Consider the following 24491-nt stretch of genomic DNA (forward strand, 5'->3'; position numbering starts at 1 on the left):
CCAGAGGAAAATGGTGGGCGGCACAGGGATCGAACCTGTGACCCCTCCCGTGTGAAGGGAGTGCTCTACCGCTGAGCTAGCCGCCCGGACCGCGCTGTTCCTAGTGGGGTCGGCTTGCGCCGTCAAGAACGCACAGCAAGCACCGGCTCGCGATCGGTCAGCCGGCGCACCGCTTGCGGCAGCTCGCTGAAATGCCGGATCACCAGATCGGGCGCGAGCGCCTCGACCGGCACGTCCGTGTAGCCGAATGGCACGCACACCACCGGGATGCCGGCGGCGCGCGCGGTGTCCACGTCGGTGCGCGAATCGCCGACCATGACTGCGCGAGCCGGATCGGCTCCGGCCTGCGCGATTGTCTGCGTGAGATGGCGCGGGTCGGGCTTGAAGAAGGGGAAGCTGTCGCGCCCGGCGATCGCGGCGAAGCGCTCGGTCAGGCCGACCGCATCGAGAAACAGCTTCGTGTGCAGGATCGGTTTGTTGGTGCAGACGGCGAAGACGAAGCCGTCCGCCGCGAGCGCATCGAGCGCAGCGACGACGCCGTCATGGACGTAGCTGTGGTTGGCGATCCCGCCGGCATAGATTGTCAGGAACTGCTGAAAGAGCTGCTCCAGCGTCTCCGTCTCGAGCGGCCGGCCGCTGACCTTGAAGCCGCGCTCGATCAGTGCCCGTGCGCCGGCGCCGACCAGTTCGCGTGCCCGCTCGATCGGCAACGCCGCCAGCCCCTCCTGTTCGAGGATGACGTTGAGCGTGTGCATGATGTCAGGAGCGGTCTCGGCGAGGGTGCCGTCGAGATCGAAGACGACGATCGGGGGAAGCGACATGAGCGATCCTGTAGCGTGGCCATCCGCATAAAGGCTGCTGGGAGCCGGTTGGCAAGCGCTCCCGCGAGGGGCTGGGCAACAGCGGCGTTATGGCGTCGTCGCCGCGCCGCAATCGCGGTGATACGGCTTTCCCGCCGTGGTAGGGTGCGGGCGAATCGTCGAAAGGGGTCTTATCGGTGTCGAAACTGTCGAGCTGTTCCAGAGGCACCCTAGGCCGGGCGCTGGGCGCCGGCCTGTTCGTCCTGCCGGTTTTCGGGGCGGCATCGGCTGCGCCCTTCGAGTTCGCGCCGGCCCCGCAGACCGACCTCAACCGCGTCTACCGCATCGACAAGGCGACCGGCGAGGTCGGGGCCTGCCAGTTCCAGCTCAAGGAGGGCGGCGTCGGCGTCACCGTCTGCTTTCCGGCGGGGGACGGGGCCGGCCCGCAGGCGCCGAGCGACTATGTCCTCGTCCCGTCGCGCCATGAGCGCGAGGGCGGCATCTTCCGCGCCAATGTCCGCACCGGCGAACTCAGCGTCTGCTACGTCTTCGACGACAAGGTCGTCTGCACGCCGATGGCGAAATAGCGGCTGCTGCCGGGCCGATGGCCGAACGGTAACTGCAATCTGCGCACCGCCTGCATGCGGCGTTTTGCTATCGGCAAGCGCGGCTCGCGCGTGCTAGAGCCCCGGCAACCCGCTCATCACGCCGGAGGCTCAGATGCTCGCGCTCAAGGATCCCTCGCTGCTGCGTTCGCAGTGCTTCATCGACGGTACCTGGATCGGCGAAGGCGTCGATGTGGTCGACAATCCGGCAACTGGGCAGGTCCTCGCCAGGGTGCCGCGCTTCGGCGCCGACGAGACCACTGTTGCGGTCGAGGCTGCCTCCCGCGCCTTCAAGCCCTGGGCGAAGAAGTCGGCCAAGGAACGTTCGGTCATCCTGCGCAAATGGTTCGAGCTGATCATGGCGAACCAGGAGGACCTGGCGCAGATCATGACGGCCGAGCAGGGCAAGCCGCTTGCCGAGGCCCGCGGCGAGGTCGCCTATGCTGCCTCCTTCGTCGAGTTCTACGCCGAGGAAGCCAAGCGCATCTATGGCGAGACCATTCCCTCGCCCTTCCCGAATTCGCGCATCATCGTGGCAAAGCAGCCGGTTGGCGTCTGCGCCGCGATCACACCCTGGAATTTCCCGGCGGCGATGATCACCCGCAAATGCGCGCCGGGCCTGGCGGCCGGGTGCACCTTCGTGGTCAAGCCGGCCCCGGACACTCCGCTGACCGCGCTGGCGCTGGTCGCGCTCGCCGAGCAGGCCGGCTTCCCCAAGGGCGTGATCAACATCGTCACCGGCGAAGCCCAGGCGATCGGCGGCGTGATGACCTCCCATCCGGCGGTGCGCTTCATCGGCTTCACTGGCTCGACCCCGGTCGGCAAGCTCCTGATGCAGCAGGCCGCCTCAACCGTGAAGAAGGTCGGGCTCGAACTCGGCGGCAATGCGCCCTTCATCGTCTTCGACGATGCCGATCTCGACAAGGCGGTCGAGGGTGCGATCATCGCCAAGTTCCGCAACATGGGCCAGACCTGCGTCTGCACCAACCGGCTCTTCGTGCAGGACGGCATCCATGACGACTTCGTCGCCAAGTTCGCCGGCGAGGTCGCCAAGATGAAGGTCGGCAACGGCGTCGAGGTCGGCGTCGTGCAGGGCCCGCTGATCAATGAGCGCGCGGTCGAGAAGGTCGAGCGCCATGTCGCCGACGCGGTCGCCAATGGCGCCAAGGTCATGGTTGGCGGCCATCGCCACGCACTCGGCCGCACCTTCTACGAGCCGACCGTCCTCGCCGGCGTCACCACCAAGATGCTGGTCACCACCGAGGAGACCTTCGGGCCGATCGCGCCGATCTATCGCTTCAAGAGCGAGGACGAGGTCGTGGCGATGGCGAACGACACGCCCTTCGGCCTTGCGGCCTATTTTTACACCAAGGATCTCGGTCGCGCCTTCCGCGTGGCGGAGGAGCTCGAATACGGCATGGTCGGCATCAACTCGGCCATTCTCGGCACCGAGGTCGCGCCTTTCGGCGGCGTCAAGGAGTCCGGCCTCGGCCGCGAGGGTTCCCTCCACGGCATCGAGGAGTTCGTCGAGATCAAGTACATGCTGATGGGCGGGCTCGGCGCGTGAGCGAGGATCTGAAGAAGGCCGCCGCGCTGGCGGCACTGGAGCTGGTGCGGCCTGGCATGCGGCTCGGCCTCGGTACCGGCTCGACCGCCAAGCACTTCGTCGACGGCCTCGGCGCCAAGGTCGCAGCCGGGCTGAAGGTGATCTGCGTTGCCACTTCGGAAGCGACGCAGGCACAGGCGATCAGCCTGTCGATCCCGATGTCGACGCTTGACGAGACGCCTGAGCTCGACCTGACCATCGACGGTGCCGACGAGCTCGACAGCGCCCTCAACCTGATCAAGGGCGGCGGCGCCGCGCTGCTGCGCGAGAAAATCGTCGCGGCCGCCTCGAAGCGCATGATCGTGATCGCCGACACCGGCAAGCAGGTCGAGACGCTCGGCCGCTTCCCGCTGCCGATCGAGGTCGTGCCTTTCGGGCTCGAGGCGACGCGTCGGGCGGTCTCCGCCGCGATTGCCTCGGCCGGCGCGCAGGGCGAGCTCAAGCTGCGCAAGCACCCGGACGGTTCGACGCTGCTGACCGATGGCGGTCATTACATCCTCGACGCGCATCTCGGCCGCATCGAGCTTCCCGAAGTGCTGGGATTGGCGTTGAATCAGGTGCCTGGCGTCGTCGAGCATGGGCTCTTCCTCGGTCTGGCGACGGCAGCTTTCCTCGCCGGCGCCGATGGCGTGCGTGTCCTCGGCGACCCGGCTGCAGGGCGTCGCTGACGGCCTGCCGAACGGCATGTTCCAGCCGCAAAAGTGGTTTCCACTTTGGCTGGACATGTTCTAAGAGCGGCCGGCGGTTCGTCCGGTCAGGGACGCTTCCGCAGCAGAACAATGGAATCGCCGCATTCCGGACGATCGACGAAGGGGTAACCGCATGATCCGTCACAGCCTGGCTGGCGCGCTTCTCTCGCTCGCATTGTTCGCCGTGCCCGCTTCGGCGCAGCAGGCGCCGACGCCGGAGCATCTCAAGGCCGCCCGTGAGCTCGTGATCTCCACCGGCCTGTCGCAGTCCATCGACTCGATCTACGGCGAGTTCGTTGCCAATGTCCGGCAGAATCTGGCGACTCGGCCCGAGCTGAAGAAGGACATGGAAGAGGTCCTGACTACGCTCAAGGCCGAGGCGGATGTACGCCGCGACGAAATGGTCGATTCCTCCACCCGGATTTTCGCCAGCAAGATGACGGAAGCCGATCTCAAGGAGGTCTTGGCCTTCTTCAACTCGCCCGTCGGCCAGCGCTACAATGCCAACCGTACACAGGCGCTCGAGGAGGTCTACGCGCTGTTGCAGCCTTGGACCGTGGCGACCAGCAACCGGCTCTTCGACCTGTTCAACGCCGAGATGCGCAAGCGCGGCCATCAGCTCTGAGCCATATGCTTCGATCGGAGAAAGAGGCCGCCGGGCGAACCGGCGGCCTCTTTTGTTTCAGATGAGCCTCAGTTCACCGGGCCGGCGCCGCCGATGTCTTCCATCGTCGGGTCGCTCGGTCGCACGCCGGTGGCCCGGTTGACCATCACGGTGACGAACCAGAGCACGACGCCGATCCCGATCAGTATGCCGGCGATCTTGTACTGGACCGGGTCGCGCCCGGTCCACGGGCCGGCGAAGAAGGCGCAGAAGATCGCGCCTGCGATCGGCAGGATCGTCGGCGTGCGGAAGTGTTGATGCTCGACCGTGTCCTTGCGCAGCATCAGCACGGCGATGTTGACGACCGTGAAGACGCAGAGCAGCAGCAGGGCCGTCGTGCCGCCGAGCGCCGGCACCTCGCCGACGAAGGTGATCAGCGCGAAGGCGAGCAGTGTGGTGAAGCCGATCGCGATATAGGGCGAGCGCCGCGTCGGGTGCACCTTGCCGAGCACCGGCGGCAGCACATGCTCGCGGCTCATGCCGTAGACCAGCCGGCTCGCCATCAGCATGTTGATCAACGCGCTGTTGGCGACCGCGAACATGGTGATGAAGCCGAAGATCCAGATCGGGAAGTTCGGCGCGCCGGCCGCGACCACCTTGAGCAGCGGCGTCTCGCCTTCGCCAAGCTGTTCGGGCGAGACCAGCGTGATCGCCGAGACCGAGACCAGCACGTAGATCGTGCCGGTGATGACGAGGCCGGCGAGCAGGATCTTCGGGAAGGTCCGCGTCGGGTCCTTGGTCTCCTCGGCCATGTTGACCGAATCCTCGAAGCCGACCATGGCGAAGAAGGCGAGGGTGGTCGCTGCGATCACCGGCCAGAACAGGCCGCCGTCGCCCGCCGGCTTGAACTGGGTGATGCGCGAGACGTCGCCCTGGCCGGCGGCGATCGCCCATAGGCCGACGAAGATCACGATCAAGAGGCCGGTCAGCTCGACGCAGGTCAGCACGACGTTGGCCTTCACGCTCTCGCCGACGCCGCGGAAGTTGATCGCAGCGACCAGCGCCATGAAGGCGAGGCCGACGATGGTGATGCCGATGCCGCCGGCGAGATTCAGCCCGAAGGCGTGTGACATGTTGGCGGCGAAGGCGCGCGAGGCGGTCGAGGCCGAGGTAATGCCGGAGCACATTACCGCAAAGGCGACGATGAAGGTGATGAAGTGGACACCGAAAGCCTTGTGCGCATAGAGCGCGGCGCCGGCAGCGCGCGGGTATTTCGTGACCAGCTCAAGATAGCTGAACGCCGTGATCATCGCGACCACGAAGGCGACCAGGAAGGGCAGCCAGACGACGCCGCCGACCTGCTTCGCCACCTGCCCAGTGAGCGCGTAGATGCCAGTGCCGAGAATGTCGCCGACGATGAACAGCAGTAGCAGCCAGGGGCCCATCACGCGATGGAGGCTGGGTTCGGCTTCTGCTTGCGGTGCGGCGGAAGGGGACAGCGTAGCGTCGCTCATGGTTCATCCTCGCTCGACAGGCCGGACGGCCGCTGAAGAGGAGAACACAGTCACGCCATATTTGTTCAAGCGCAACCGGGGCGTGCTGCCCCGGTCGCGCCTAACGTTATCAGTCTTCCGCCGCCTTGAACTTGTTCAGCCCACTCATCACGAAGGGGGCCACCAGCGCGATGAAGGCGATGCCGAGCAATGTCGCGGAGATCGGATTCTCCAGGAGGATCATCGGATCGCCGAGGCTGATCTGCAAAGCGCGGCGCAATTGTGCCTCCGCCATCGGCCCGAGGATCAGCCCGACCACCATCGGCGCGACCGGATAGTCGTAGCGCCGCATCAGATAGCCGAGATAGCCGAAGCCGAAGAGCATGCCGAGTTCGACCGGGGAGGGGTTGACCGCGAGCGTGCCCATGGTCGCGAAAACCAGGATGCCGGCATAGAGCCAGGGCTGCGGGATCGCCAGCAGCCTGACCCAAAGCCCGATCAGCGGCAGGTTCAGGATCACCAGCATGACGTTGGCGATGAACAGCGAGGCGATCAGGCCCCAGACAAGATCAGGCTTCTCGGCGAAGAGCAGCGGGCCCGGATTGAGCCCGTATTGCTGGAAGCCGGCGAGCATGATCGCCGCGGTCGCCGAGGTCGGCAGGCCGAGCGTCAGCAGCGGCACCAGCGTGCCGGCGGCCGAGGCGTTGTTGGCGGCCTCCGGTCCGGCGACGCCCTCGATCGCGCCCTTGCCGAACTCCTCCGGATATTTGCAGAGCTTCTTCTCGGTCGAGTAGCTCAGGAAGGTTGGGACCTCGGCGCCGCCGGCTGGCAGCGCGCCGATCGGGAAGCCGAAGGCGGTGCCACGCAGCCAGGGCGCCCAGGAGCGCTTCCAGTCCTGCTTGTTCATCCAGAGCGAGCCCTTGATCGGGATGATCTCCTCCGGCTCGCGCCAGCGCTTCGAGGCGACGTAGAGCGCTTCGCCGACCGCGAAGAGGCCGACCGCCAGCGTCGTCACCTCGACGCCGTTGAGCAGCTCCGGCACGCCGAAGGTCAAGCGTGCCTGACCGGTCAGCTTGTCGATGCCGATCAGGCCGAGCAGCATGCCGAGGAACAGACTGGTCAGGCCACGCAGCGGGGAATCACCGAAGGTCGCCGACACCGTGACGAAGGCGACGATCATCAGCGCGAAATAGTCCCAGGGGCCGAACTTGACCGCGAGCTCGACCAGCCAGGGCGCGAGGAAGGCGAGGCCGATCGTGGCGATCAGGCCGGCGACGAAGGAGCCGATCGCCGCCGTCGCCAGCGCCGGGCCGCCGCGGCCCGCCTTGGCCATCTTCGAACCTTCGAGCGCGGTCGCCAGCGAGGCGCTTTCTCCGGGGGCGTTGAGCAGGATGGCGGTGGTCGAGCCGCCATACATGCCGCCATAGTAGATGCCGGCGAACATGATCAGCGAGCCGGCCGGGTCGAGCTTGAAGGTCACCGGCAGCAGCAACGCAACGGTCAGCGCCGGGCCGATGCCCGGCAGCACGCCGACGGCAGTGCCGAGGAAGACGCCGATCAGGCAGAACAGCAGCTTGGAGGGCTCGAAGGCGACGGAGAAGCCGTTGGCGAGCGAGAGAAGGGTGTCCATCTTGCGTGCTCCCTCAGCTCAGCAGGGCTTCGAGCGGCCCGGCGGGCAGCGACAGGGTCAGCAGTTTGAGGAACACCACATAGATGACGGTGCCGAGCACCGCCCCGATGACGATGTCGACGATGAGTGCATCGCGCCCGAAGCCGCGCGCCGTGCAGGCGAAGATGATCGCGGTGGCGATGATGAAGCCGCCGCCGAGCGCGATGCAGGCGACCAGCCCGACGAGGCCGCCGACGATCCAGAGCAGCGCCTTGCTGTCGGCCTCTTCCGGCTTCGGCAGGCCGTCCTTGAAGGCGACGATGAAATGCGCGAGCCCGAGCACGGCGAGCCCGGCGCAGACGACATAGGGCATCGCGGTCGGTCCGACGCCATAGTTCGAGGTGATGGTCTGGCGCGAGGCATCGAAGGCGACGATCGCCGCTGCGGCGAGCAACAGGAGCCCGACGATAAGAGCCGGGCGGTCGATGGAGCGGGACATGGGCGCGACCGTCTGTCTGGAGCGAAGGTGACGAAGGGCGGGCGGCCTCGCGGCTGCCCGCCCTCGATGTTTGGTCTCAGGAGGGCCTTACTTCACCAGGCCGACATCCTTCATGACCTTCTCGACGCGGGCGGTCTCGGTCTTCAGGAAGCTGTCGAATTCGGCGCTGGCGAGATAGGCGTCATCCCAGCCGCGGGCCTTGAGGATCTCGGCCCATTCCTTCGACTTGACCAGCTTGTCGACTGCGCCCGAGAGGTCCTTCTTCTGCGCGTCGCTGAGGCCCGGAGGGGCAACGACCGAGCGCCAGTTCAGCAGCTCGAGATTGACGCCGCCTTCCTTCAGGGTGGGGGCATCGGGAGCGTTCTCCAGGCGCTTGCTGGCGCTGACGCCGATCACGCGCAGCTTGCCGGCCTTGATCTGGCCTTCGAACTCGCCATAGCCGGAGATGCCGGCGGTGACGCGTCCGCCGAGCATCGCCGCGAGGGCCTCGCCGCCGCCCGAGAACGGGATGTAGTTGATCTTCTTCGGATCGCCGCCGGCGGCCTCGGCGAAGAGCGCGGCGAGGATGTGGTCGGCGCCGCCGGCCGAACCGCCGGCCCAGGTGACCTTGGCCGGGTCGGCCTTGACGCGGTCGGCGAGGTCCTTGGCGTTCTTGATCGGCGAATCCGTCGGCACGACGATGACCAGCGCCTCGGCGGTCAGCCGGGCGATCGGCGTGGTCTGAGACAGGTTCACCGGCGACTTGTTGAGCAGAATGGCGCCGACCATGACGAAGCCGTTGACCATCAGCTGATGGCCGTCGCCCTTGGCGCCGATCAGCTGGGCGAGGCCGATCGTGCCGCCGGCGCCGGTGACGTTGGTGACCTGGACGCTCTTGGCAATGCCTGCCGCAGTCAGCGCCTGCTGCATCGAGCGCGCCGTGCCGTCCCAGCCACCGCCGGGCGCGGCCGGGGCCATGATCTTCAGCTCCATCTGGGCAAAGGCGGCCGTGGTGAGGCCCGCGAGAGCGACGGCGGCTACAGCCCCGCGCTTGAAGAAGGACGTGAGCATAGTTACCTCCCGAGTGGCGCGCTTGGCGCACCGATTGTCGACGCTCGCCTGTGGCACCGCATCGGACCGCGGATCAATTGCGCCTGATTGCATAATCACAAGTCAAGATGTTTCGCTCCGCAGCCCAGCGAGCGCAGGAAAATTCGACGCGAGGCGGCTGGTGACATCGTCGAAGGTCGCAAGTCTTGACGCGGCGGCGGTCGCTTCTCGCGCCGGTTCGGACGGCGCCGTTCCCCCTAGGCGCGGCATCTCCCATCGCGTAAGCCGCAGCGCATGAGTCAGATCTTCCCGCCGGCCAACTCCAGGATACAGTCCGCACAAGGAAGCGAGCCTGCGGCAGCGCGCGCGCTGCGTAGCGCGGGCGCGATTTGTCTCGTGCTGATGCCGCTCGCCATGTGGCTGGCGAACCGCTCGGCCCCGCTCATGCTGGGGCTCGCCGCCGGGGCTTTCCTTGGGGCTGCTCTGCTGTCGGAGCCGGCCATGGCCATCTTCGGGCGCCTGCGGGCCTTGCTCACGGCGCCGATAGCGATGGTGGTCGCTGCCTTTCTCGCCTGGTCGCTGGTCTCCATCGGCTGGAGCCACAACCCATCCATGTCCGTGCGGGCCTGGGGCGAGCTAGTCCTGCCGATCGTGTTCGCGCTTGCCATCGCCGCGTCGAGGCAATGGCGCCGGAGCCCGGCTCTGCTCCGGTCGCTCGCGGTTGCGCTCATCGTCGCGTCGGGGCTTCTGGTCTTCGAACTTGCTTCCGGCTTGTCTCAGCGTTCCGCGCTCGGTTCGGGCAAGATGATGAGCTTCGTCTTCAACCGTCCGGCAATCGTCCTGCTTCTGCTGGCTGTGCCGACTGTCCATGCGCTCTGGTCGCGGCCTGCCGGCTGGTTTGATCGCGCTCTGGCGGCCCTGCTGGCGGTGATCGTGGTCGTCTTCGTCTTCCGCTCCGACAGCGAGGCCGCCAAGCTCGGCACGCTGGTGCTGGTGCTCTGCTGGATCTTTGCCGCGGTCGCGCCGCGCGTCGCGCTGATGGCGACGGCGCTGGCCTTTGTCCTGACCTTCGCGATTGCTCCGGTGCTCGGCCCGACGGCTGAGCGGCTGGTGCCGTCCTTCGTACTCAATCGCCTGGACGTCATGAGCGCGCAGGCGCGGATCGACATCTGGGACAGCTTCGGGGAGGTGGCGCGGGCGCGGCCGGTCGCAGGCGCCGGCTTCGGCACGTCCGCGACCATGCATCTGCATCCCGTCGCCCCCCAGGTCTCGGTGGAGCATCGGACGCTGCTGGAGGTCGGTCATCCGCACGACATGCCGCTGCAGGTCTGGGCCGAGACCGGCGCTGTCGGGGCCGGCCTGCTGACGCTGGCTGGCCTTCTGCTGTTCGCCTGGCTGCGGCGTCTGCCGGCGGCCGAACTGGCGCCGCGCCTGGCCCTGTTCGCGGCGGCGTTCTCGATCGCCACTGTCGGGCACGGCGCCTGGCAGGGCTGGTGGATCGCCGGGCTCGGCGCCGCGACGATCTTGTTCCACACGGATGCCGCATCGCGGCAGGGAGACAGCCATGGCTGAGTTCGACGTCGATCTCTTCGTCATCGGCGCGGGATCGGGCGGGACCCGCGCCGCCCGCATTGCCGCCGGCCACGGCGCCCGCGTGATGATCGCCGAAGAGGACCGCATCGGCGGCACCTGCGTCATTCGCGGCTGCGTGCCCAAGAAGCTCTTCGTCTACGCCAGCCGCTTCGCCGACGAGTTCGAGGACGCCGCCGGCTTTGGCTGGAGCGTCGGCAAGCCGCAGTTCGACTGGCCGACCCTGCGCGATGCCGTCGCCAAGGAAGTGACGCGGCTCTCCGGCCTCTACCGCAAGGGGCTCGACGGCGCCGGCGTCACGATTCGCGAGGAGCGTGCCGTCGTCACCGGGCCGCACGAAATCAGGCTGCAGAAGAGCGGCGAGGCGATCCGCGCCCGCCACATCCTGGTCGCGACCGGCGGCCACCCGGCCTTCGATCCGCCGATCCCTGGCGGCGAACTCGGCATCTCCTCGAACGAGGTCTTCCATCTGCCGCGCCTGCCCAAGCGCATGCTCGTCATCGGCGGCGGTTACATCGCGCTCGAGTTCGCCAGCGTCTTCGCCCGGCTCGGCGTCGCCGTCACGCTGCTGCATCGCGGAGACAATGTCCTGCGCGGCTTCGACGAGGATCTGCGCACCCGCCTGCGCGACGCGCTCGGCCATGCCGGCATCACCCTGCGCCTCGGCTGCGTGGTGAATCGCATCGAGCTTCTGCCGGACGGCACGCGCCGCGCCCATTGTGCCCATGGCGCGCCGATCGACGCCGATGTCGTCCTCGTCGCGACCGGCCGCCGCCCGAACACCGCGGGGCTCGGCCTGGAAGCCGCCGGCGTCAAGCTGGGCCCGACGGGCCAGGTCCTCGTCGACGCCGCCTCGCTTTCCAACGTCCCGTCGATCGCGGCGGTCGGTGACGTCACCGATCGTGTCAACCTGACCCCGGTCGCGATCCGCGAGGGCCACGCCTTCGCCGATACGACCTTCGGCGGCAAGCCGTGGACGGTCGACCATACCTTGGTCGCTTCCGCCGTCTTCACCACGCCGGAGCTCGGCACGGTCGGGCTCACCGAGCAGCAGGCGCTTGCCGCCGGCCGCCCGCTGCGCATCTTCGAGACCGGCTTCCGGCCGATGAAGGCGACGATCTCGGGCCGCGACGAGCGCATCTACATGAAGCTCGTCGCTGACGCCGAAACCGACCGGGTCCTCGGCGTCCACATCCTCGGTCACGATGCCGGTGAGATCGCCCAGTCGGTTGCCATCGCCGTCACCATGGGCGCGACCAAGGCCGATTTCGACCGCACCATCGCCTTGCATCCGAGCGCGGCCGAGGAACTCGTCACCATGCGCACGCCGCGCAAGAGCGCGCTCTGACGCAGGTTCAGGACTCTCGATCCGAGCGACGCCCATCATAAATCAGGCTTGCATTGGTCAGGCCGACATCGCGCGCCATGTGGGCGCTCAGCCCCTCTTGATCGAGACGGTCGTCGAGGGCGATCAGGCGATTGCGCCGGAAGCGGCGCAGCCGGGCCAGTACAGCCTGTATTACCGGCACTGAGCTGACATATCCATTGCTTCTGCTGACTTCGGCCGACATGATGCGGCTCCTGGAGTGGATTTCACTTGCACCCAGGGATGCCGCCGATCGATCCTGCGGACAAACCGGATTTCACTCCTGATGCATAAGGTCAGCTGATGGATGATCTGGCGATTGGCCTACCGCCGCTCAGCGCGGTGAGGGCATTCGAGGCGGCGGCCCGCCATGGCAGCTTCACCCGTGCCGCTGTCGAGCTCGGCATGACGCAGGCCGCGGTGAGCTACCAGATCAAGCTGCTGGAGGAGCGGCTCGGTCTGCCGCTGTTCCAGCGCCAGGCCCGCCGCGTCGTCCTGACCGAAGCCGGTGAGCGGCTCGCATCATCGGTGATGGAGTCCTTCGACGGCCTGCGCGCGGCCTTCGCCGCGGTCACGCAGACGGCCGAAGGCGTGCTCTCGATCCAGGCGCTGCCGACCATTGCCTCGAACTGGCTGGTGCCGCGCCTGGGGCTGTTCCAGTGCGAGAATCCCGGGTTGGCGGTGCGCATGGTCACGCAGGTCGGCCCGCACGATCCGCAGCGCGACGATTGTGACGTCGCCATCCACCGCGGCAATGGGCAATGGCCGGGGCTGGAGGCGCATTGGTTGATGAAGAGCGAGTTCACCCCGCTCTGCGGGCCGAACCTGTTCCGCGATCTCGGTCGCGCGCCAGAACCTTCCGACCTGCTGCGCGTGAACCGGATCGGCAAGGCCGAGGCCTGGGATCGCTGGTTCGCCGCCGCAGGCGTCGATTCCGAAACCATGCCGGCTGAAGCCCGCTTCGATCTCAGCGTGCAGCAGCTCGAAGTCACGGCCGCGCTTGCCAACAACGGCGCGGCCATGTGCTCGCCGATTTTCTTCCGGCGCGAACTGAGCGAAGGGCTGCTGATCCAGCCCTTCGACCTGATGCTTCCTGGTGGGAACGACTATTGGCTGACCTACCCTGTACGGCGCCGGACCGCGCGCAAGATCAGCCTGTTCCGCGATTGGCTGCTGGGCCAGGCGCGCGAGCCCGCGCCTATTTCGTCAGGCCCTTCTTCGCCAGCCAGTCCTGGATCAGCTGCGCCACAGCCAGATTATTCTTGTCCATCATGAGCATGTGCGAATTGCCGGTGATGCCGACGGCGGGCAGGTTGACGACGTCGACCGAACCTCCGGCGGCGGTGATCTTGTCGCCAAAATCGGTCGCGGTCTTGCGGATCGTCGGCCAGCGGGCATCCTGCTCGATATAGTCGCCGAACACCATCAGGACAGGCACGTCCTTCAGTGCCGCCGCCTTGGCCGGATCGCCGATGCCGGCCGGCTCGACCGCGATCAGCGCCTTGACCTTGTCGGGCCGAGCCTGCGCCACCTTGAAGCCGAACTGGCCGGACTGGCTGTGGAAGGCGATCACGCAGGGGCAGACCTTGTCGACCTCGGCGATATAGGCGTCGATGATCATCTGGTCGGTCGAGGTCCAGCGCGGCACGATCTGCTTGACGAAATTGTCGTAGCCCTCGGCCGGGAACTGGCTGCCCGGCAGGTATTTGCGCTTGGCAGGGTCGCCGTCGTAGCTGCCGCTGCCGGCGCCGATGCGGAAGCGCTCGAACGGGTTCGCCGTGGTCAGGAACAGCGGCTCGCCGGGGATGACATCGGGATACATCGCCCAGCTCGAGCGTCCGCGCTCGACCGCGTCGGAATTATAGACCGACCAGCCCTTGCGCAGGAAGAATTCGAGCCAGCCCTGGCGGCCGTCCGGCGTCGTCTCGTAATTGACGCCGGTCATGCCGCCGCCATGCCAGAGCAGCAGCGGTACGGTGCCTTTCTCGTTCTGCGGCAGGAAGTACTGAACGTACATCTGGCCGGTCTGGTAGGTGCCGTTCGGGTCGACGCGGGCAGGTGTGCCGCCGGGTGTGAACACCACGTCCTTGACCGGCCGGCCCGAAATCTCGACGAGCTTGCCGCCGACATGGAAGGAGCCCATGCCGCGCAGGGTGATCGGCTCCTGCGCCTGCTGGGCCTGCGCTGCTCCGAGGCCGCAGGCCATGCCGATAGCGGCCGCCAGAATGTGACGTCTCATGGTTCCTCCCGTCGCCGCCATGGGCGTTATCGATGCGCAGCCATCTTCGGCCGCGCCGCGCGAGGGAGACAATGGGCTTTGCGGGCGGGAGTGAAATGCTAATGCCGAAGCGATTGATGCGGGCGGCGCATCAAACCGCGCTCTGCCTCACTCCGCCTTGCCGAGATAGGCGGTCGCGTCGATCTCGACGAGGCAGTCGGGCGAGCCGAGCCCGTTGACGATGCAGGAGACGCGGTGCGGCGGCTCTTCGGCGAAGTTGGTGAAATAGACCTCGTTCATCGGCTCCCAATAGGCCCGGTCGGTGACGTAGACCGTGCACTTCACGATGTCCTTCAGGCTCGCTCCTGCCTCCTCGAGCAGCGCCTTAATGTTGTCGATGCATTGCTGCGTCTGTGCCCTGGCGTCGCCGGTCGCATATTTGCCCTGCAGATCCGCGCCGACGCAGCAGACGAACATGAAATCGCCGGCGATCGTCGCCTGGGCGAAGGGCAGGCGGCTCTTGTAGACACGCTCCGAGGAAACGCTGCGCTTGGGCATAAGGTCGTCCTTCTTCAGGCGTAGAGTTGGTTGAATCAATGTCCGAACAGGTTGAATCGCGCTCTCAGGCACTTGAAAAACGATCGTAGCGGAGCGTGCCAAGCACTTGACCGGATTCGCGCTTTCGCGTTGCGGCACATCGTGCTTGCCGTGACGGTGGCCAGCGACCATCTGCGGGTGTATAGGCCCCCCTTCGCGCCAAGATGAGGTTAATGGCAGGCGCGACGCGTGCAATCAGGAGCAAGACCCATGTCCGAGCGGTGGACGCCCGAGAGCTGGAGGGCAAAACCCGTCCAGCAGATGCCGGAATACCCGGATCAGGCAGCCTTGAAGGCGGTTGAGCAGCAGCTCGCCGGCTTTCCGCCGCTGGTTTTTGCAGGCGAGGCGCGCAAGCTCAAACGGGCGTTGGGCAAGGTCGCGGCTGGCGAGGCCTTCCTGCTTCAGGGCGGTGACTGCGCCGAGAGCTTCGCCGAGCACTCGGCCGACAACATCCGCGACTTCTTCCGGTTGTTCCTGCAGATGGCGGTGGTGCTGACCTTCGCCGGCGGTTCGCCGGTGGTGAAGGTCGGCCGCATCGCCGGCCAGTTCGCCAAGCCGCGCTCGGCCCCGAACGAGAAGATCGGCGATGTCGAGCTGCCGAGCTACAAGGGCGACATCATCAACGACAACGAGTTCACGGCGGAGTCGCGGATTCCCGACCCGCGCCGGCAGCTCGAGGCCTACAGGCAGTCGGCAGCGACGCTCAACCTGATCCGCGCCTTCGCGACCGGCGGCTATGCCAATCTCGACAACGCGCATCGCTGGATGCTCGGCTTCGTCAAGGACAGCCCGCAGTCGCATCGCTATCAGGAGCTGGGCGACCGCATCACCGAGTCGCTCGACTTCATGCGCGCCATCGGCGTCGATCCCGAGACGCATCCCGAGATGCGGACGACGGATTTCTACACCAGCCACGAGGCGCTGTTGCTCGGCTATGAGCAGGCGATGACGCGCACCGACTCGACCACGGGCGACTGGTACGCCACCTCCGGCCACATGGTCTGGATCGGTGATCGTACTCGCCAGCTCGACCACGCCCATGTCGAGTACTTCCGCGGCATCAAGAACCCGATCGGCCTGAAATGCGGGCCGTCCCTCAAGCCGGACGAACTGCTCAAGCTGATCGACGCGCTCGATCCGCAGAACCAGGCCGGCCGCCTCGTGCTGATCGGCCGCTTCGGCGCCGACAAGGTTTTCGACCACCTGCCGGCTCTGGTGCGCGCCACCAAGCGGGAAGGGCGCAATGTCGTCTGGTCCTGCGATCCAATGCACGGCAACACCGTCAAGGCGGCGAGCGGCTACAAGACGCGGCCGTTCGACCTGATCCTGACCGAGGTGAAGAACTTCTTCGCCGTGCATCAGGCGGAAGGGACGCATGCTGGCGGCCTGCATCTCGAGATGACCGGCAAGAACGTCACCGAGTGCACCGGCGGCGCGCGCGGCATGACCGACGCTGATCTCAACGACCGCTACCACACGGTCTGCGATCCGCGCCTCAACGCCGAGCAGGCGCTGGAACTCGCCTTCCTCGTCGCCGAATTGGTCAAGCGCGAGCGCGCCGGCAAGGCACGGCCGGAGGTCGAAGCGGCCGAGTGAACCAAAAGGTGACGGGCCGGCTTCATCGGCCCGTCACCTTGACCGCCTAACCCCCGCCTCCCATGGTCGACGCCGAGAGCGGCTGAAGCCGACGAGGCGCGGGGAGAGGGCGATGAAGCTCAAGTTTGCAGCGGCGCTGGCCGCTTGTCTGGTCGCAGTTCCGGTGCTGGCACAGGACGCTGCGAAGAAGCCGGCGGCTCCGAGCGGGCGCTTCGTCGAGATCGCACGCTTCAAGGCGCAGTCCGCACGCCAGGCTGCGGCGGTCGATGCCGGCCATGTCTACGCGATCACAGATCGCGCCATCGCCAAGCACGACAAGACGACCGGCGCCCTGGTCAAGGAATGGAAAGGGGCCGAGGACGGCCCGATCATCCATCTGGACAGTGGCGCGGTGATCGACGGCAAGCTCTACGCCGCCCATTCCAACTATCCGGCCTCGCCGATGACGAGCTCGGTCGAGATCTGGGACGCGCAGACGCTCGAGCATGTCGGCTCGCACAGTTTCGGCATCCTGCTGGGTTCGCTGACCTGGCTCGACAAGCATGATGGCGCCTGGTGGGGCGTCTTCGCCAATTACAGCCGCGTCTTCGGCCAGAGCCAGCAGCCCTACGGCAATTCCTACTGGACGACGCTGGTGAAGTTCGACGAGGCCTGGAAGCCGGTCCAGGGCTGGACCTTCCCCGCCGCCGTGATCAAGCGGGCCGAGCCGATGAGCATGTCGGGCGGCAGCTGGGGCAAGGATGGGCTGCTCTACGCCACCGGCCACGATCACAAGGAGGTCTACGCCCTGCGGCTGCCGAAGATGGGCTCTGTGCTGGAGCTGGTTGCGACCTACCCGATCGAGGGCGAGGGGCAGGGCATCGCCTGGGACCGCAGCGGCGCCGCGGATACGCTCTGGATGATCAGCCGGGCGAAGGCGGAGCTGATCGGCCAGCGCTTCGAGCGCTGACCGGCGCGGATTAGAATTTCAGTGCGGCGGCGACGCGAGCGGTGTTGACCGTCACCGTCGTGCCTTCGACCTCGGCGAAACGAATCAGCTGATACTCCCCGCGGAGGATGAGGTTGTCGGTCACGGCCCATTCCACGCCGGCGCCTGCGCTCAGGCCGAAGCCGTAGACGTTCTTCTTGGCGCCACCGACGATCGACGGATTGGTCGGCGTATAGCCGGCCGCGTAGAAGGCTTCGGTCGCGCCCGTCATCGGATTCGTGCGCGTCAGGAACCAGGTCGAACGGATCGACGAGACCGTATTGAAGCGACCGACAGCGCCACCGATCGTGGCATAGGGCATGAGGCGGCCATAGGCCCAGCCCATCCGTAGTCGGGCGGTGGCATAGTCGTTCAGCTTGGCGCCGTGACTGGTGGTGATGTTGACGTCGTTCAACCCTTCCGAGGTGGTGATGCGCCGGCCGATGAAGTCGTTGAGAGTGTATTCCTGGCTCGAGCGCGTATAGTCCACTTCGAAGCCGAGGACGACATCGTCGAAGAGGTAGTTGTAACCAACCATGCCGAAGAAGTTGGAGCCGCTGTCGCGCTTCTCGGCGAGATCGCCGACCAGCGAACCGATATTGCCCTCGGCGCCGAGAACCGTGTTGCGGAAGGCGTAGTTGGCCAGCGTGCCGAGACCTTGATCAGGCTTGAATTTCGTATCGCTGGCACCGGCGCCGCCGCCGAAATAGAAGCCTGACCAGTCGAAACGCCCGCCTCCGAACATCGGCGGCGCCTCGACCGGCTGTTCGATCTGCGAGCCCCTGAGGTAGTCGGCGCCCTGCGCCGCTTGCGGCAGAGCGAGCGCGCAAGCCAGTGCGATGACGGGGGCGAGGGCGGCGGTTGATGCAGCACGCATCGCGTGTCTCTCCGAGCAAGGGCCGACGCAGCGGTTGAGCTGGCCCGGAGACGATTGATGCGCTGTTAACCCTAATACGCGGTTAATGAGGTTGCCGATCCGGCCCGCCTCTGGAAGAGATCGCCCGCGCATGAGCGTGATTCCGGAAGTGGCCGGAGGAGGGCGGATGATCCGGCACATCGTGTTCTTCACCGGGAAGCACGCCGACGATATCGACAGGATCCGGCGCCTGCTCGGCCGGCTCGGCGAGATCCCGCATGCACTCGCTTTCGAGGTTGCGGCCAATGCCAGGATCGACCCGATCGGCGATGCCGCCGACATCGTCGTCTACGGCGAGTTCGCCGACGAGGCCGCACTCGCCGCCTGGAAAGCCCACCCGATCTATGACGAGACGACGCAGGCGGTGCGCCCCTTGCGCGAATTGCGCTGGTCGGCAGATTTCCAGTCGGCGCTCCGCTGACCTGACCCTGCGCAAACGCAGGGGCGGGCAGGACGCCGGCCCGTTGCTGGCGCATCGGCCGCGGGCTACATCCGGAGCATGACTAAGACGTCTCTTCGCCTGGCGCTCGCCCAGCTCAATCCGATCGTCGGCGATGTCGCCGGCAATGCGCAGAAGGTGCGTGTCGCCCGCCGCGAGGCGGCTGCCGGCGGCGCCGAGCTCGTCATGTTCCCGGAACTCTTCCTCTCGGCCTATCCGCCGGAGGATCTGGTGCTGAAGCCGGCCTTTCAGGACGCCTGCCGCAAGGCCTGCGAGGACCTCGCCCGCGAGACTGCGGATGGCGGCCCGGCCGTGCTTGTCGGCCTGCCCTGGCTCGAGGACGGCAAGCTCTACAACGCCTATGCGCTGCTCGATGGCGGCCTGATCCAGTCGGTGCGCTTCAAGGTCGACCTGCCCAATTACGGCGTCTTCGACGAGAAGCGTGTGTTCGAGCCCGGCCCGCTGCCCGGCCCGGTCGTCTTCCGCAACCATGTCCGCCTGGGCATTCCGATCTGCGAGGACATCTGGGGCGAGGAGGTCGTCGAGTGCATCGCCGAGACCGGCGGCGAGATCCTGCTCGTCCCGAACGGTTCGCCCTTCCGTCGCGGCGTGATCGAGGAACGGCTCAACGTCGCCGTGGCCCGTGTGGTCGAGAGTGGCCTGCCCATGGTCTACCTCAACCAGCTCGGTGGCCAGGACGAGCTCGTCTTCGAAGGCGCCTCCTTCGTCCTCAATGCCGACCGCAGCTTCGCCCACCAGCTTCCGGCCTTCCGCGAGGCTGTTCGCATCACGGACTGGGAGCGTGGGCCCGATGGCTGGAGCTGCCTGCCGGGCGAGGTGGTCGCCGTCGAGGCCGGTGACGAGGCCGACTATGCCGCCTGCGTGCTCGGCCTGCGCGACTATGTCGAGAAGAACCGCTTTCCCGGGGTGGTGCTTGGGCTGTCGGGCGGCATCGATTCCGCCATCTGCGCCGCCATGGCCGTCGACGCCCTCGGGGCCGAGCGCGTGCGCTGCGTGATGATGCCCTATCGCTTCACCTCGCAGGAAAGCCTGGACGATGCCAAGGCCTGCGCCGACGCGCTCGGCGTCCGCTACGAGATCGTGCCGATCGCCGATCCCGTGGAGGGTTTCGAGCAGGCGTTGGCCGAACTCTTCGCCGGCACCAATCGCGGCATCACCGAGGAGAACCTGCAGAGCCGCGTGCGCGGCACGCTGCTGATGTCGATCTCGAACAAGTTCGGGCCGATGGTGGTGACGACCGGCAACAAGTCGGAGATGTCCTGCGGCTACGCCACGCTCTATGGCGACATGAACGGCGGCTACAACCCGATCAAGGATCTCTACAAGACCGAGGTCTTCCGGCTCTCCGCCCTGCGCAATCGCTGGAAGCCGGCGGGCGCGCTCGGACCGGATGGCGAGGTGATCCCTGAGAACATCATCGTCAAGCCGCCGAGCGCGGAGCTGCGCGAGAACCAGAAGGACCAGGATTCGCTGCCGCCCTATGACGTGCTCGACGACATCCTCGCCTGCCTGATCGAGCACGAGATGCGCCTCGCCGACATCGTCGCCCGCGGCCACGGTCTGGAGACGGTGCAGAAGGTCGAGCGGCTGCTCTATCTCGCCGAGTACAAGCGCCGGCAGGCGGCGCCGGGCGTCAAGGTCACCCGCAAGAACTTCGGCCGCGACCGGCGCTACCCGATCGTCAACCGCTTCCGCGATCCGGGCGAGCCGGCGCATGAGCCGGACCGCTCACTGGTCAAGGGCGTCGGCAAGGCCGGCGGCGAGAGTTTCGACTTCTGAGCAAGGAACCGTGCCGTCATTCCGGGGCGCTGCGCAGCGGCGAGCCCGGAATCCATATTCGCCGACGCTGCCGAATAGGGCATTGCGGGGGCGGCCTCTCGATTGTCGTCGTGTTCATGGGTTCCGGGCTCAGGCCTGGCGGCCTGCCCCGGAATGACGACTGGGAGACGCAATCCAGACTACAGCCAGAACCCGCCGATCTGGTTCGCTGCCGGATTGGCGATGCAGGCGGTCATCCGGTCGAGCCAGATGCGTTGGTATTTGGCATTGGCACCGTGCTGGGTGTCGATGTCGTAGCGGCGCTGGATCAGCTTGACGCGCTTGTTGATGTGCAGGTCGACGAGGCTGTTGAGCTGCGTCACCAGCCCGCCGATCGTCGGGGCGCGGGCGATGGTGAGCTGATGCGCCAGCGCGCGGCAAACGACGAAGCCGACATCGTAGTGGAACTGCTCATGAGCCAGCAGGCCCGCGTCCAGCGTCACGCCGATCCGGACCTGGGCGTTCGGCCAGACCTCGATGTCGTTGGGCACGCCAAAGGCATAGTCGGTCCCGACCATGCGGGCGCCCTTGTCGAAGATCTCGTATTCGAAGGCCGTATAGGCGTCCTGCACCGTGCCGTCGGCCGGGTCCATCACCACCGGCACCTGCAGGAAATCGCCGGCCTTGAGCTTCACCGGCAGGCGCGAGGCGCTGACCACGACGCCGGCTGGCGCCGGGTTGTTCGCCATGTGCAGGAAGGTCTTGCCACCCGGATCGACCCTGGAATCCGGGCTGGTCATCTTCAGGAAGACCTGCTGGTAGCGCTTGATCCCGCCTCTGGTCAGCGGTCCGCAATCGCCGTCGACCTCAAGCAGATCGATGCCGAGCGCGGCCGTATGCGGGTTGATCATCGCCTGGACCAGGCGCGTATCGGGAACCGTATTCTTGCCGCCGAGCCCGACTGAAGCCGTGATGCTCATCCTCGCCTCCCAGCGCAGACATCGCCATCCCCATCGCATCCTAACCTTGCGTCAATCTGCGCCGTTGTCGATCTCCTTTCGCGAGGCCTGCGCCATGCCCTTGCCCTCGGGCGCGTCCCGCGCGACAAGCGGCCGGTCATGACCACTCCCTTCGTCCGCACCGCCCCGTCGCCGACCGGCTATCTGCACATCGGCAACGCCCGCTCGCTGATGTTCAACTGGCTTTTCGCCAAACGGCATGCCGGGCGCTTCCTGCTGCGCTATGACGATACGGACCAGGCGCGCTCGAAGCCGGAGTTCGCCGAGGCCATCGCCGAGGACCTCGCCTGGCTCGGTGTCACCCCCGATGCCAGCATCAAGCAGTCAGAGCGGATCGCGCTCTATGACGTGGCAGCCGACAAGCTGCGCGCCGCCGGCCGCCTCTACCCCTGCTATGAGAGCGCCGACGAGCTCGACCGTAAGCGCAAGCGCCAGCTCGCCCGGGGCCTGCCGCCGGTCTATGACCGCGCCGCGCTGAAATTGACTGCGGAAGAGCGCGCCAGCCTCGAAGCCGAAGGCCGAAAGCCGCATTGGCGCTTCCTGCTCGACTGGGAGGAGATCGGCTGGGACGATCTCGTCCGCGGCCCGTCCCATGTCGACTGCGCCTCGCTCTCCGATACGGTGCTGGTGCGCGAGGACGGCACTTATCCCTACACGCTGCCCTCGGTCGTCGACGATCTTGACATGGGCATCACCCATGTCATCCGCGGCGAAGACCATGTCACCAACACCGCAGTTCAGATCCAGATCATGCAGGCGCTGGGCGGGGCGCTTCCGGCTTTCGGCCACCACAACCTGCTGACTACCGCGAGCGGCGAGGGGCTGTCGAAGCGCCTCGGCCATCTCTCGCTGCGGGGCCTGCGCGAATCCGGCATCGAGTCGCTGGCGGTGGCGTCTCTCGCCGTGCTCACCGGCTCGTCGGACGCGGTCCGGCCGGTGTCGAGCCTCGACGAGCTCGCCGGGCTGGTCGATCTCGCCCATGTTTCGCGCGCGCCGGCCAAGTTCGACGAGCACGAGCTGGAGACGCTCTCGGCTCGTACCCTGCATCAGCTCGATTTCGCTACGGTCGAAGAGCGGCTGAAAGCGCTTGGCATTCCCGCCAGCGAACCATTCTGGCTAGCCGTACGCGGCAATCTCGCCCGGCTCTCGGGGGCGAAGGATTGGTGGCAGATTGCCGAGGGGCCGATTGAGACGCATATCGCCGATCCGGCGTTCGTGTCCGCAGCCGCCGCGCTGCTGCCGGCCGAGCCGTTCGATCAGACGACGTGGAAGAGCTGGACGCAGGCCGTTTCCGCGCAGACCGGCGCCAAGGGCAAGGCGCTGTTCATGCCGCTGCGCCAGGCTTTGACCGGCCTCGACCATGGCCCGGAACTCGCCGCGCTGCTGCCGCTGATCGGGCGCGAGAAGGCGCTGAAGCGATTGGCCGGCGAAGCGGCGTAACTCTAAAAAAAGCGCCGCCGGGATGACCGGTGGCGCGCGCATCGAACGGTGGGATCAGGCCGCGGCGTAGCCGACCGTGCCCTTGATCTCGAGGAATTCCTCAAGGCCGAAATCGGCGTATTCGCGGCCATTGCCGGACTGCTTGTAGCCGCCGAAGGGCGCGCCGGCGTCCCAGGCCGGGTAGTTGATGTAGACATTGCCGGAGCGCATCTGCGCCGCGACCTTGCGTGCCCGCTCCAGTGAACCCGACTGGACATAGGATGCCAGGCCATAGGGCGTGTCGTTCGCCCGCGCGATCACTTCCGCTTCGCTTTCATAGGGCAGGATCGAGAGCACGGGGCCGAAGATCTCTTCCCTGGCGATCGTCATCTCATCGGTCACGCCGCCGAACACCGTCGGGCGGACATAATAGCCGCGATTGAGGTCTTCCGGCCGGCCGGGGCCGCCGGTGACCAGTGTCGCGCCTTCCTTGATGCCGCTTTCGATCAAGCGCTGGATTTTGTCGTATTGCGTCTCGCTGACGACGGGGCCGAGGAAGACGCTGTCCGCCGACGGGGCGCCGACCTTGAGCGGCTCAGCGGTCGCCTTGGCGATGGCGAGCGCGTCCTCATGCAGCTTCGCCGGGACGAACATCCGGGTCGGCGCATTGCAGGACTGGCCGGAGTTGCGCATCACGCTCTCGACGCCGAGCTTCACCGCCTTCTTCAGGTCGACATCGTCCAGCAGGATGTTGGCCGACTTGCCGCCGAGCTCCTGATGGACGCGCTTGACGGTGTCGGCCGCCGCCTTGGCGACGAGGATACCGGCGCGGGTCGAGCCGGTGAAGGAGACCATGTCGACGCCGGGATGCCTAGCGATCGCCTCGCCGACAGTCGGCCCGTCGCCGTTGACGAGATTGAACACGCCCTTGGGCACGCCGGCCTCGTGCATCGCTTCGGCGAAGATGATCGCATTCATCGGCGCGATCTCGGACGGCTTCAACACCATGGTGCAGCCGGCGGCGAGGGCGGGCGCGACCTTGCACATGATCTGATTGATCGGCCAGTTCCACGGCGTGATCATGCCGACGACGCCGATCGCTTCCTTCGAGATCAGGGTCGAGCCGCGCAGCTCCTCGAACTCGAAATTCTCCAGCGTCTCGATCATCTTGGAGAGATGCGCCGTGCCCATCCCGGCCTGCGCCCGGTGGGCGAGCTCCTTCGGCGCGCCCATCTCGCGCGACAGGGTGTCGGCGACCTCGGAATAGCGGGCCTTGTAGGCCTCGAGCAGGCGGCGCATCAGCGCCAGGCGCTCTTCCTTGGAGGTCGCGGCGAAGGCTGGGAAGGCGGCGCGTGCCGCCGCCACGGCCTTGTCAACATCCGCCTGGCTGCCGAGCGCGATCTGGGCGAAAGCCTCCTCGGTCGAGGGATCGATCACGTCGAGCGTCTTCAGCCCGCCGGCGGGATCGACCCAGGCTCCATCGATGTAGAATTGAAGGGCATGGGACATCGGCTTCTCCTCGCAGGCTGCGAACGACCGCGTTGCATGCGGAGGATCACCGACCCACCATGCCGCGATCGCTATGTTGAGATAGATACAGCGTAGCAGCGCCGCTCCCCGGCTGTCACCGCGCGGCCGGCGAATAGGGGGA

At 66.7% G+C, this 24491-nt stretch carries 23 protein-coding genes and 1 tRNA gene; 12 read left to right on the plus strand and 12 right to left on the minus strand.

The window, feature by feature from the left end; translation table 11 throughout:
- Positions 1-11 precede the first annotated feature (11 nt).
- Together ACQKLX_RS24605 and ACQKLX_RS24610 are read right to left on the minus strand one after the other, a co-directional pair.
- Positions 12-86 (minus strand) — tRNA-Val (locus ACQKLX_RS24605).
- A gap of 36 nt (positions 87-122) precedes the next feature.
- Complete coding sequence (locus ACQKLX_RS24610) at positions 123-821, minus strand: HAD-IA family hydrolase (RefSeq protein WP_427364187.1); 699 nt, start codon at positions 819-821, stop codon at positions 123-125.
- 221 nt (positions 822-1042) lie between these two features.
- On the opposite strand from ACQKLX_RS24610, the gene ACQKLX_RS24615 reads away from it, so the two are divergent.
- The 4 genes from ACQKLX_RS24615 to ACQKLX_RS24630 all read left to right on the plus strand — a co-directional run bounded on the left by ACQKLX_RS24615 (position 1043) and on the right by ACQKLX_RS24630 (position 4325).
- On the plus strand, positions 1043-1387 hold the full coding sequence (locus tag ACQKLX_RS24615; protein ID WP_427364250.1) for a hypothetical protein: 345 nt from the start codon (positions 1043-1045) through the stop codon (positions 1385-1387).
- A gap of 133 nt (positions 1388-1520) precedes the next feature.
- On the plus strand, positions 1521-2972 hold the full coding sequence (locus ACQKLX_RS24620; protein WP_427364188.1) for an NAD-dependent succinate-semialdehyde dehydrogenase: 1452 nt from the start codon (positions 1521-1523) through the stop codon (positions 2970-2972).
- Positions 2969-3679, plus strand: a complete 711-nt coding sequence (rpiA, locus tag ACQKLX_RS24625; protein ID WP_427364189.1) for a ribose-5-phosphate isomerase RpiA — start codon at positions 2969-2971, stop codon at positions 3677-3679. Before ACQKLX_RS24620 ends, rpiA begins: the two co-directional genes overlap by 4 nt.
- 154 nt (positions 3680-3833) lie before the next feature.
- Positions 3834-4325, plus strand: a complete 492-nt coding sequence (locus ACQKLX_RS24630; RefSeq protein ID WP_427364190.1) for a DUF2059 domain-containing protein — start codon at positions 3834-3836, stop codon at positions 4323-4325.
- Positions 4326-4393: 68 nt separating this feature from the next.
- On the opposite strand, the gene ACQKLX_RS24635 is transcribed toward ACQKLX_RS24630, so the two are convergent.
- The 4 genes from ACQKLX_RS24635 to ACQKLX_RS24650 all read right to left on the minus strand — a co-directional run bounded on the left by ACQKLX_RS24635 (position 4394) and on the right by ACQKLX_RS24650 (position 8955).
- On the minus strand, positions 4394-5818 hold the full coding sequence (locus ACQKLX_RS24635; protein ID WP_427364191.1) for an APC family permease: 1425 nt from the start codon (positions 5816-5818) through the stop codon (positions 4394-4396).
- 109 nt (positions 5819-5927) lie between these two features.
- Complete coding sequence (locus ACQKLX_RS24640; RefSeq protein WP_427364192.1) at positions 5928-7427, minus strand: tripartite tricarboxylate transporter permease; 1500 nt, start codon at positions 7425-7427, stop codon at positions 5928-5930.
- 13 nt (positions 7428-7440) lie between these two features.
- Complete coding sequence (locus ACQKLX_RS24645; protein ID WP_427364193.1) at positions 7441-7905, minus strand: tripartite tricarboxylate transporter TctB family protein; 465 nt, start codon at positions 7903-7905, stop codon at positions 7441-7443.
- A gap of 87 nt (positions 7906-7992) precedes the next feature.
- Positions 7993-8955 carry a Bug family tripartite tricarboxylate transporter substrate binding protein gene (locus ACQKLX_RS24650; protein ID WP_427364194.1) on the minus strand — a complete coding sequence of 321 codons (963 nt, stop codon included), beginning with the start codon at positions 8953-8955 and terminating at the stop codon, positions 7993-7995.
- A gap of 381 nt (positions 8956-9336) precedes the next feature.
- On the opposite strand from ACQKLX_RS24650, the gene ACQKLX_RS24655 reads away from it, so the two are divergent.
- A complete protein-coding gene (locus ACQKLX_RS24655; protein WP_427364251.1) occupies positions 9337-10506 on the plus strand; it encodes an O-antigen ligase family protein in 1170 nt (389 codons plus the stop codon).
- Entirely contained in the window at positions 10499-11872 is a 1374-nt protein-coding gene (gor, locus tag ACQKLX_RS24660; protein ID WP_427364195.1) for a glutathione-disulfide reductase, read from the plus strand. Before ACQKLX_RS24655 ends, gor begins: the two co-directional genes overlap by 8 nt.
- Before the next feature lie 7 nt (positions 11873-11879).
- Here the strand turns inward: gor and ACQKLX_RS24665 are convergent, their stop codons facing one another.
- A complete protein-coding gene (locus ACQKLX_RS24665) occupies positions 11880-12095 on the minus strand; it encodes a hypothetical protein (protein WP_427364196.1) in 216 nt (71 codons plus the stop codon).
- Between the two features lie 98 nt (positions 12096-12193).
- On the opposite strand from ACQKLX_RS24665, the gene ACQKLX_RS24670 reads away from it, so the two are divergent.
- Positions 12194-13165: a LysR family transcriptional regulator gene (locus ACQKLX_RS24670; RefSeq protein ID WP_427364197.1), complete on the plus strand. Its 972-nt coding sequence runs from the start codon at positions 12194-12196 to the stop codon at positions 13163-13165.
- Here ACQKLX_RS24670 and ACQKLX_RS24675 read toward each other — a convergent pair.
- A complete protein-coding gene (locus tag ACQKLX_RS24675) occupies positions 13089-14129 on the minus strand; it encodes an alpha/beta hydrolase (RefSeq protein ID WP_427364198.1) in 1041 nt (346 codons plus the stop codon). The two genes, ACQKLX_RS24670 and ACQKLX_RS24675, sit on opposite strands and share 77 nt — an antisense overlap.
- Before the next feature lie 147 nt (positions 14130-14276).
- A complete protein-coding gene (locus ACQKLX_RS24680) occupies positions 14277-14666 on the minus strand; it encodes a RidA family protein (protein WP_427364199.1) in 390 nt (129 codons plus the stop codon).
- A 249-nt stretch (positions 14667-14915) separates the two neighbouring features.
- Here ACQKLX_RS24680 and ACQKLX_RS24685 point away from each other — a divergent pair, with 249 nt between their 5' ends.
- Together ACQKLX_RS24685 and ACQKLX_RS24690 are read left to right on the plus strand one after the other, a co-directional pair.
- On the plus strand, positions 14916-16301 hold the full coding sequence (locus ACQKLX_RS24685; protein ID WP_427364200.1) for a class II 3-deoxy-7-phosphoheptulonate synthase: 1386 nt from the start codon (positions 14916-14918) through the stop codon (positions 16299-16301).
- A gap of 112 nt (positions 16302-16413) precedes the next feature.
- On the plus strand, positions 16414-17250 hold the full coding sequence (locus ACQKLX_RS24690) for a cycloisomerase (RefSeq protein ID WP_427364201.1): 837 nt from the start codon (positions 16414-16416) through the stop codon (positions 17248-17250).
- A gap of 10 nt (positions 17251-17260) precedes the next feature.
- On the opposite strand, the gene ACQKLX_RS24695 is transcribed toward ACQKLX_RS24690, so the two are convergent.
- Entirely contained in the window at positions 17261-18145 is an 885-nt protein-coding gene (locus tag ACQKLX_RS24695; protein ID WP_427364202.1) for an outer membrane protein, read from the minus strand.
- A gap of 166 nt (positions 18146-18311) precedes the next feature.
- Here ACQKLX_RS24695 and ACQKLX_RS24700 point away from each other — a divergent pair, with 166 nt between their 5' ends.
- Together ACQKLX_RS24700 and ACQKLX_RS24705 are read left to right on the plus strand one after the other, a co-directional pair.
- Positions 18312-18605, plus strand: coding sequence for a Dabb family protein (locus ACQKLX_RS24700; RefSeq protein ID WP_427364203.1), 294 nt, complete (start codon positions 18312-18314; stop codon positions 18603-18605).
- A 78-nt stretch (positions 18606-18683) separates the two neighbouring features.
- The gene (locus tag ACQKLX_RS24705; protein WP_427364204.1) at positions 18684-20423 is read left to right on the plus strand and encodes an NAD+ synthase; all 1740 of its coding nucleotides are present in this window, start codon (positions 18684-18686) and stop codon (positions 20421-20423) included.
- Positions 20424-20602: 179 nt separating this feature from the next.
- On the opposite strand, the gene ACQKLX_RS24710 is transcribed toward ACQKLX_RS24705, so the two are convergent.
- A complete protein-coding gene (locus ACQKLX_RS24710; RefSeq protein WP_427364205.1) occupies positions 20603-21382 on the minus strand; it encodes a hypothetical protein in 780 nt (259 codons plus the stop codon).
- Positions 21383-21520: 138 nt separating this feature from the next.
- On the opposite strand from ACQKLX_RS24710, the gene gltX reads away from it, so the two are divergent.
- Positions 21521-22861, plus strand: coding sequence for a glutamate--tRNA ligase (gene gltX / locus ACQKLX_RS24715; RefSeq protein ID WP_427364206.1), 1341 nt, complete (start codon positions 21521-21523; stop codon positions 22859-22861).
- Between the two features lie 54 nt (positions 22862-22915).
- Here the strand turns inward: gltX and ACQKLX_RS24720 are convergent, their stop codons facing one another.
- Complete coding sequence (locus tag ACQKLX_RS24720) at positions 22916-24349, minus strand: aldehyde dehydrogenase family protein (protein ID WP_427364207.1); 1434 nt, start codon at positions 24347-24349, stop codon at positions 22916-22918.
- Positions 24350-24491: the final 142 nt, after the last annotated feature.

It is taken from the genome of Allobosea sp. NPDC003192 (assembly GCF_050275675.1).
GTDB lineage: Bacteria > Pseudomonadota > Alphaproteobacteria > Rhizobiales > Beijerinckiaceae > Allobosea.

Coding starts and splice junctions, on each gene's coding strand:
- ACQKLX_RS24630 (WP_427364190.1), top strand. CDS start 3,834: ATGATCCGTCACAGCCTGGCTGGCGCGCTTCTCTCGCTCGCATTGTTC.
- ACQKLX_RS24690 (WP_427364201.1), top strand. CDS start 16,414: ATGAAGCTCAAGTTTGCAGCGGCGCTGGCCGCTTGTCTGGTCGCAGTT.
- ACQKLX_RS24685 (WP_427364200.1), top strand. CDS start 14,916: ATGTCCGAGCGGTGGACGCCCGAGAGCTGGAGGGCAAAACCCGTCCAG.
- ACQKLX_RS24710 (WP_427364205.1), bottom strand. CDS start 21,382: ATGAGCATCACGGCTTCAGTCGGGCTCGGCGGCAAGAATACGGTTCCC.
- ACQKLX_RS24655 (WP_427364251.1), top strand. CDS start 9,337: ATGCCGCTCGCCATGTGGCTGGCGAACCGCTCGGCCCCGCTCATGCTG.
- ACQKLX_RS24645 (WP_427364193.1), bottom strand. CDS start 7,905: ATGTCCCGCTCCATCGACCGCCCGGCTCTTATCGTCGGGCTCCTGTTG.
- ACQKLX_RS24695 (WP_427364202.1), bottom strand. CDS start 18,145: ATGCGTGCTGCATCAACCGCCGCCCTCGCCCCCGTCATCGCACTGGCT.
- ACQKLX_RS24675 (WP_427364198.1), bottom strand. CDS start 14,129: ATGAGACGTCACATTCTGGCGGCCGCTATCGGCATGGCCTGCGGCCTC.
- ACQKLX_RS24640 (WP_427364192.1), bottom strand. CDS start 7,427: ATGGACACCCTTCTCTCGCTCGCCAACGGCTTCTCCGTCGCCTTCGAG.
- ACQKLX_RS24705 (WP_427364204.1), top strand. CDS start 18,684: ATGACTAAGACGTCTCTTCGCCTGGCGCTCGCCCAGCTCAATCCGATC.
- ACQKLX_RS24635 (WP_427364191.1), bottom strand. CDS start 5,818: ATGAGCGACGCTACGCTGTCCCCTTCCGCCGCACCGCAAGCAGAAGCC.
- gor (WP_427364195.1), top strand. CDS start 10,499: ATGGCTGAGTTCGACGTCGATCTCTTCGTCATCGGCGCGGGATCGGGC.
- ACQKLX_RS24670 (WP_427364197.1), top strand. CDS start 12,194: ATGGATGATCTGGCGATTGGCCTACCGCCGCTCAGCGCGGTGAGGGCA.
- ACQKLX_RS24650 (WP_427364194.1), bottom strand. CDS start 8,955: ATGCTCACGTCCTTCTTCAAGCGCGGGGCTGTAGCCGCCGTCGCTCTC.
- ACQKLX_RS24680 (WP_427364199.1), bottom strand. CDS start 14,666: ATGCCCAAGCGCAGCGTTTCCTCGGAGCGTGTCTACAAGAGCCGCCTG.
- gltX (WP_427364206.1), top strand. CDS start 21,521: ATGACCACTCCCTTCGTCCGCACCGCCCCGTCGCCGACCGGCTATCTG.
- ACQKLX_RS24665 (WP_427364196.1), bottom strand. CDS start 12,095: ATGTCGGCCGAAGTCAGCAGAAGCAATGGATATGTCAGCTCAGTGCCG.
- ACQKLX_RS24620 (WP_427364188.1), top strand. CDS start 1,521: ATGCTCGCGCTCAAGGATCCCTCGCTGCTGCGTTCGCAGTGCTTCATC.
- ACQKLX_RS24720 (WP_427364207.1), bottom strand. CDS start 24,349: ATGTCCCATGCCCTTCAATTCTACATCGATGGAGCCTGGGTCGATCCC.
- ACQKLX_RS24700 (WP_427364203.1), top strand. CDS start 18,312: ATGATCCGGCACATCGTGTTCTTCACCGGGAAGCACGCCGACGATATC.
- ACQKLX_RS24610 (WP_427364187.1), bottom strand. CDS start 821: ATGTCGCTTCCCCCGATCGTCGTCTTCGATCTCGACGGCACCCTCGCC.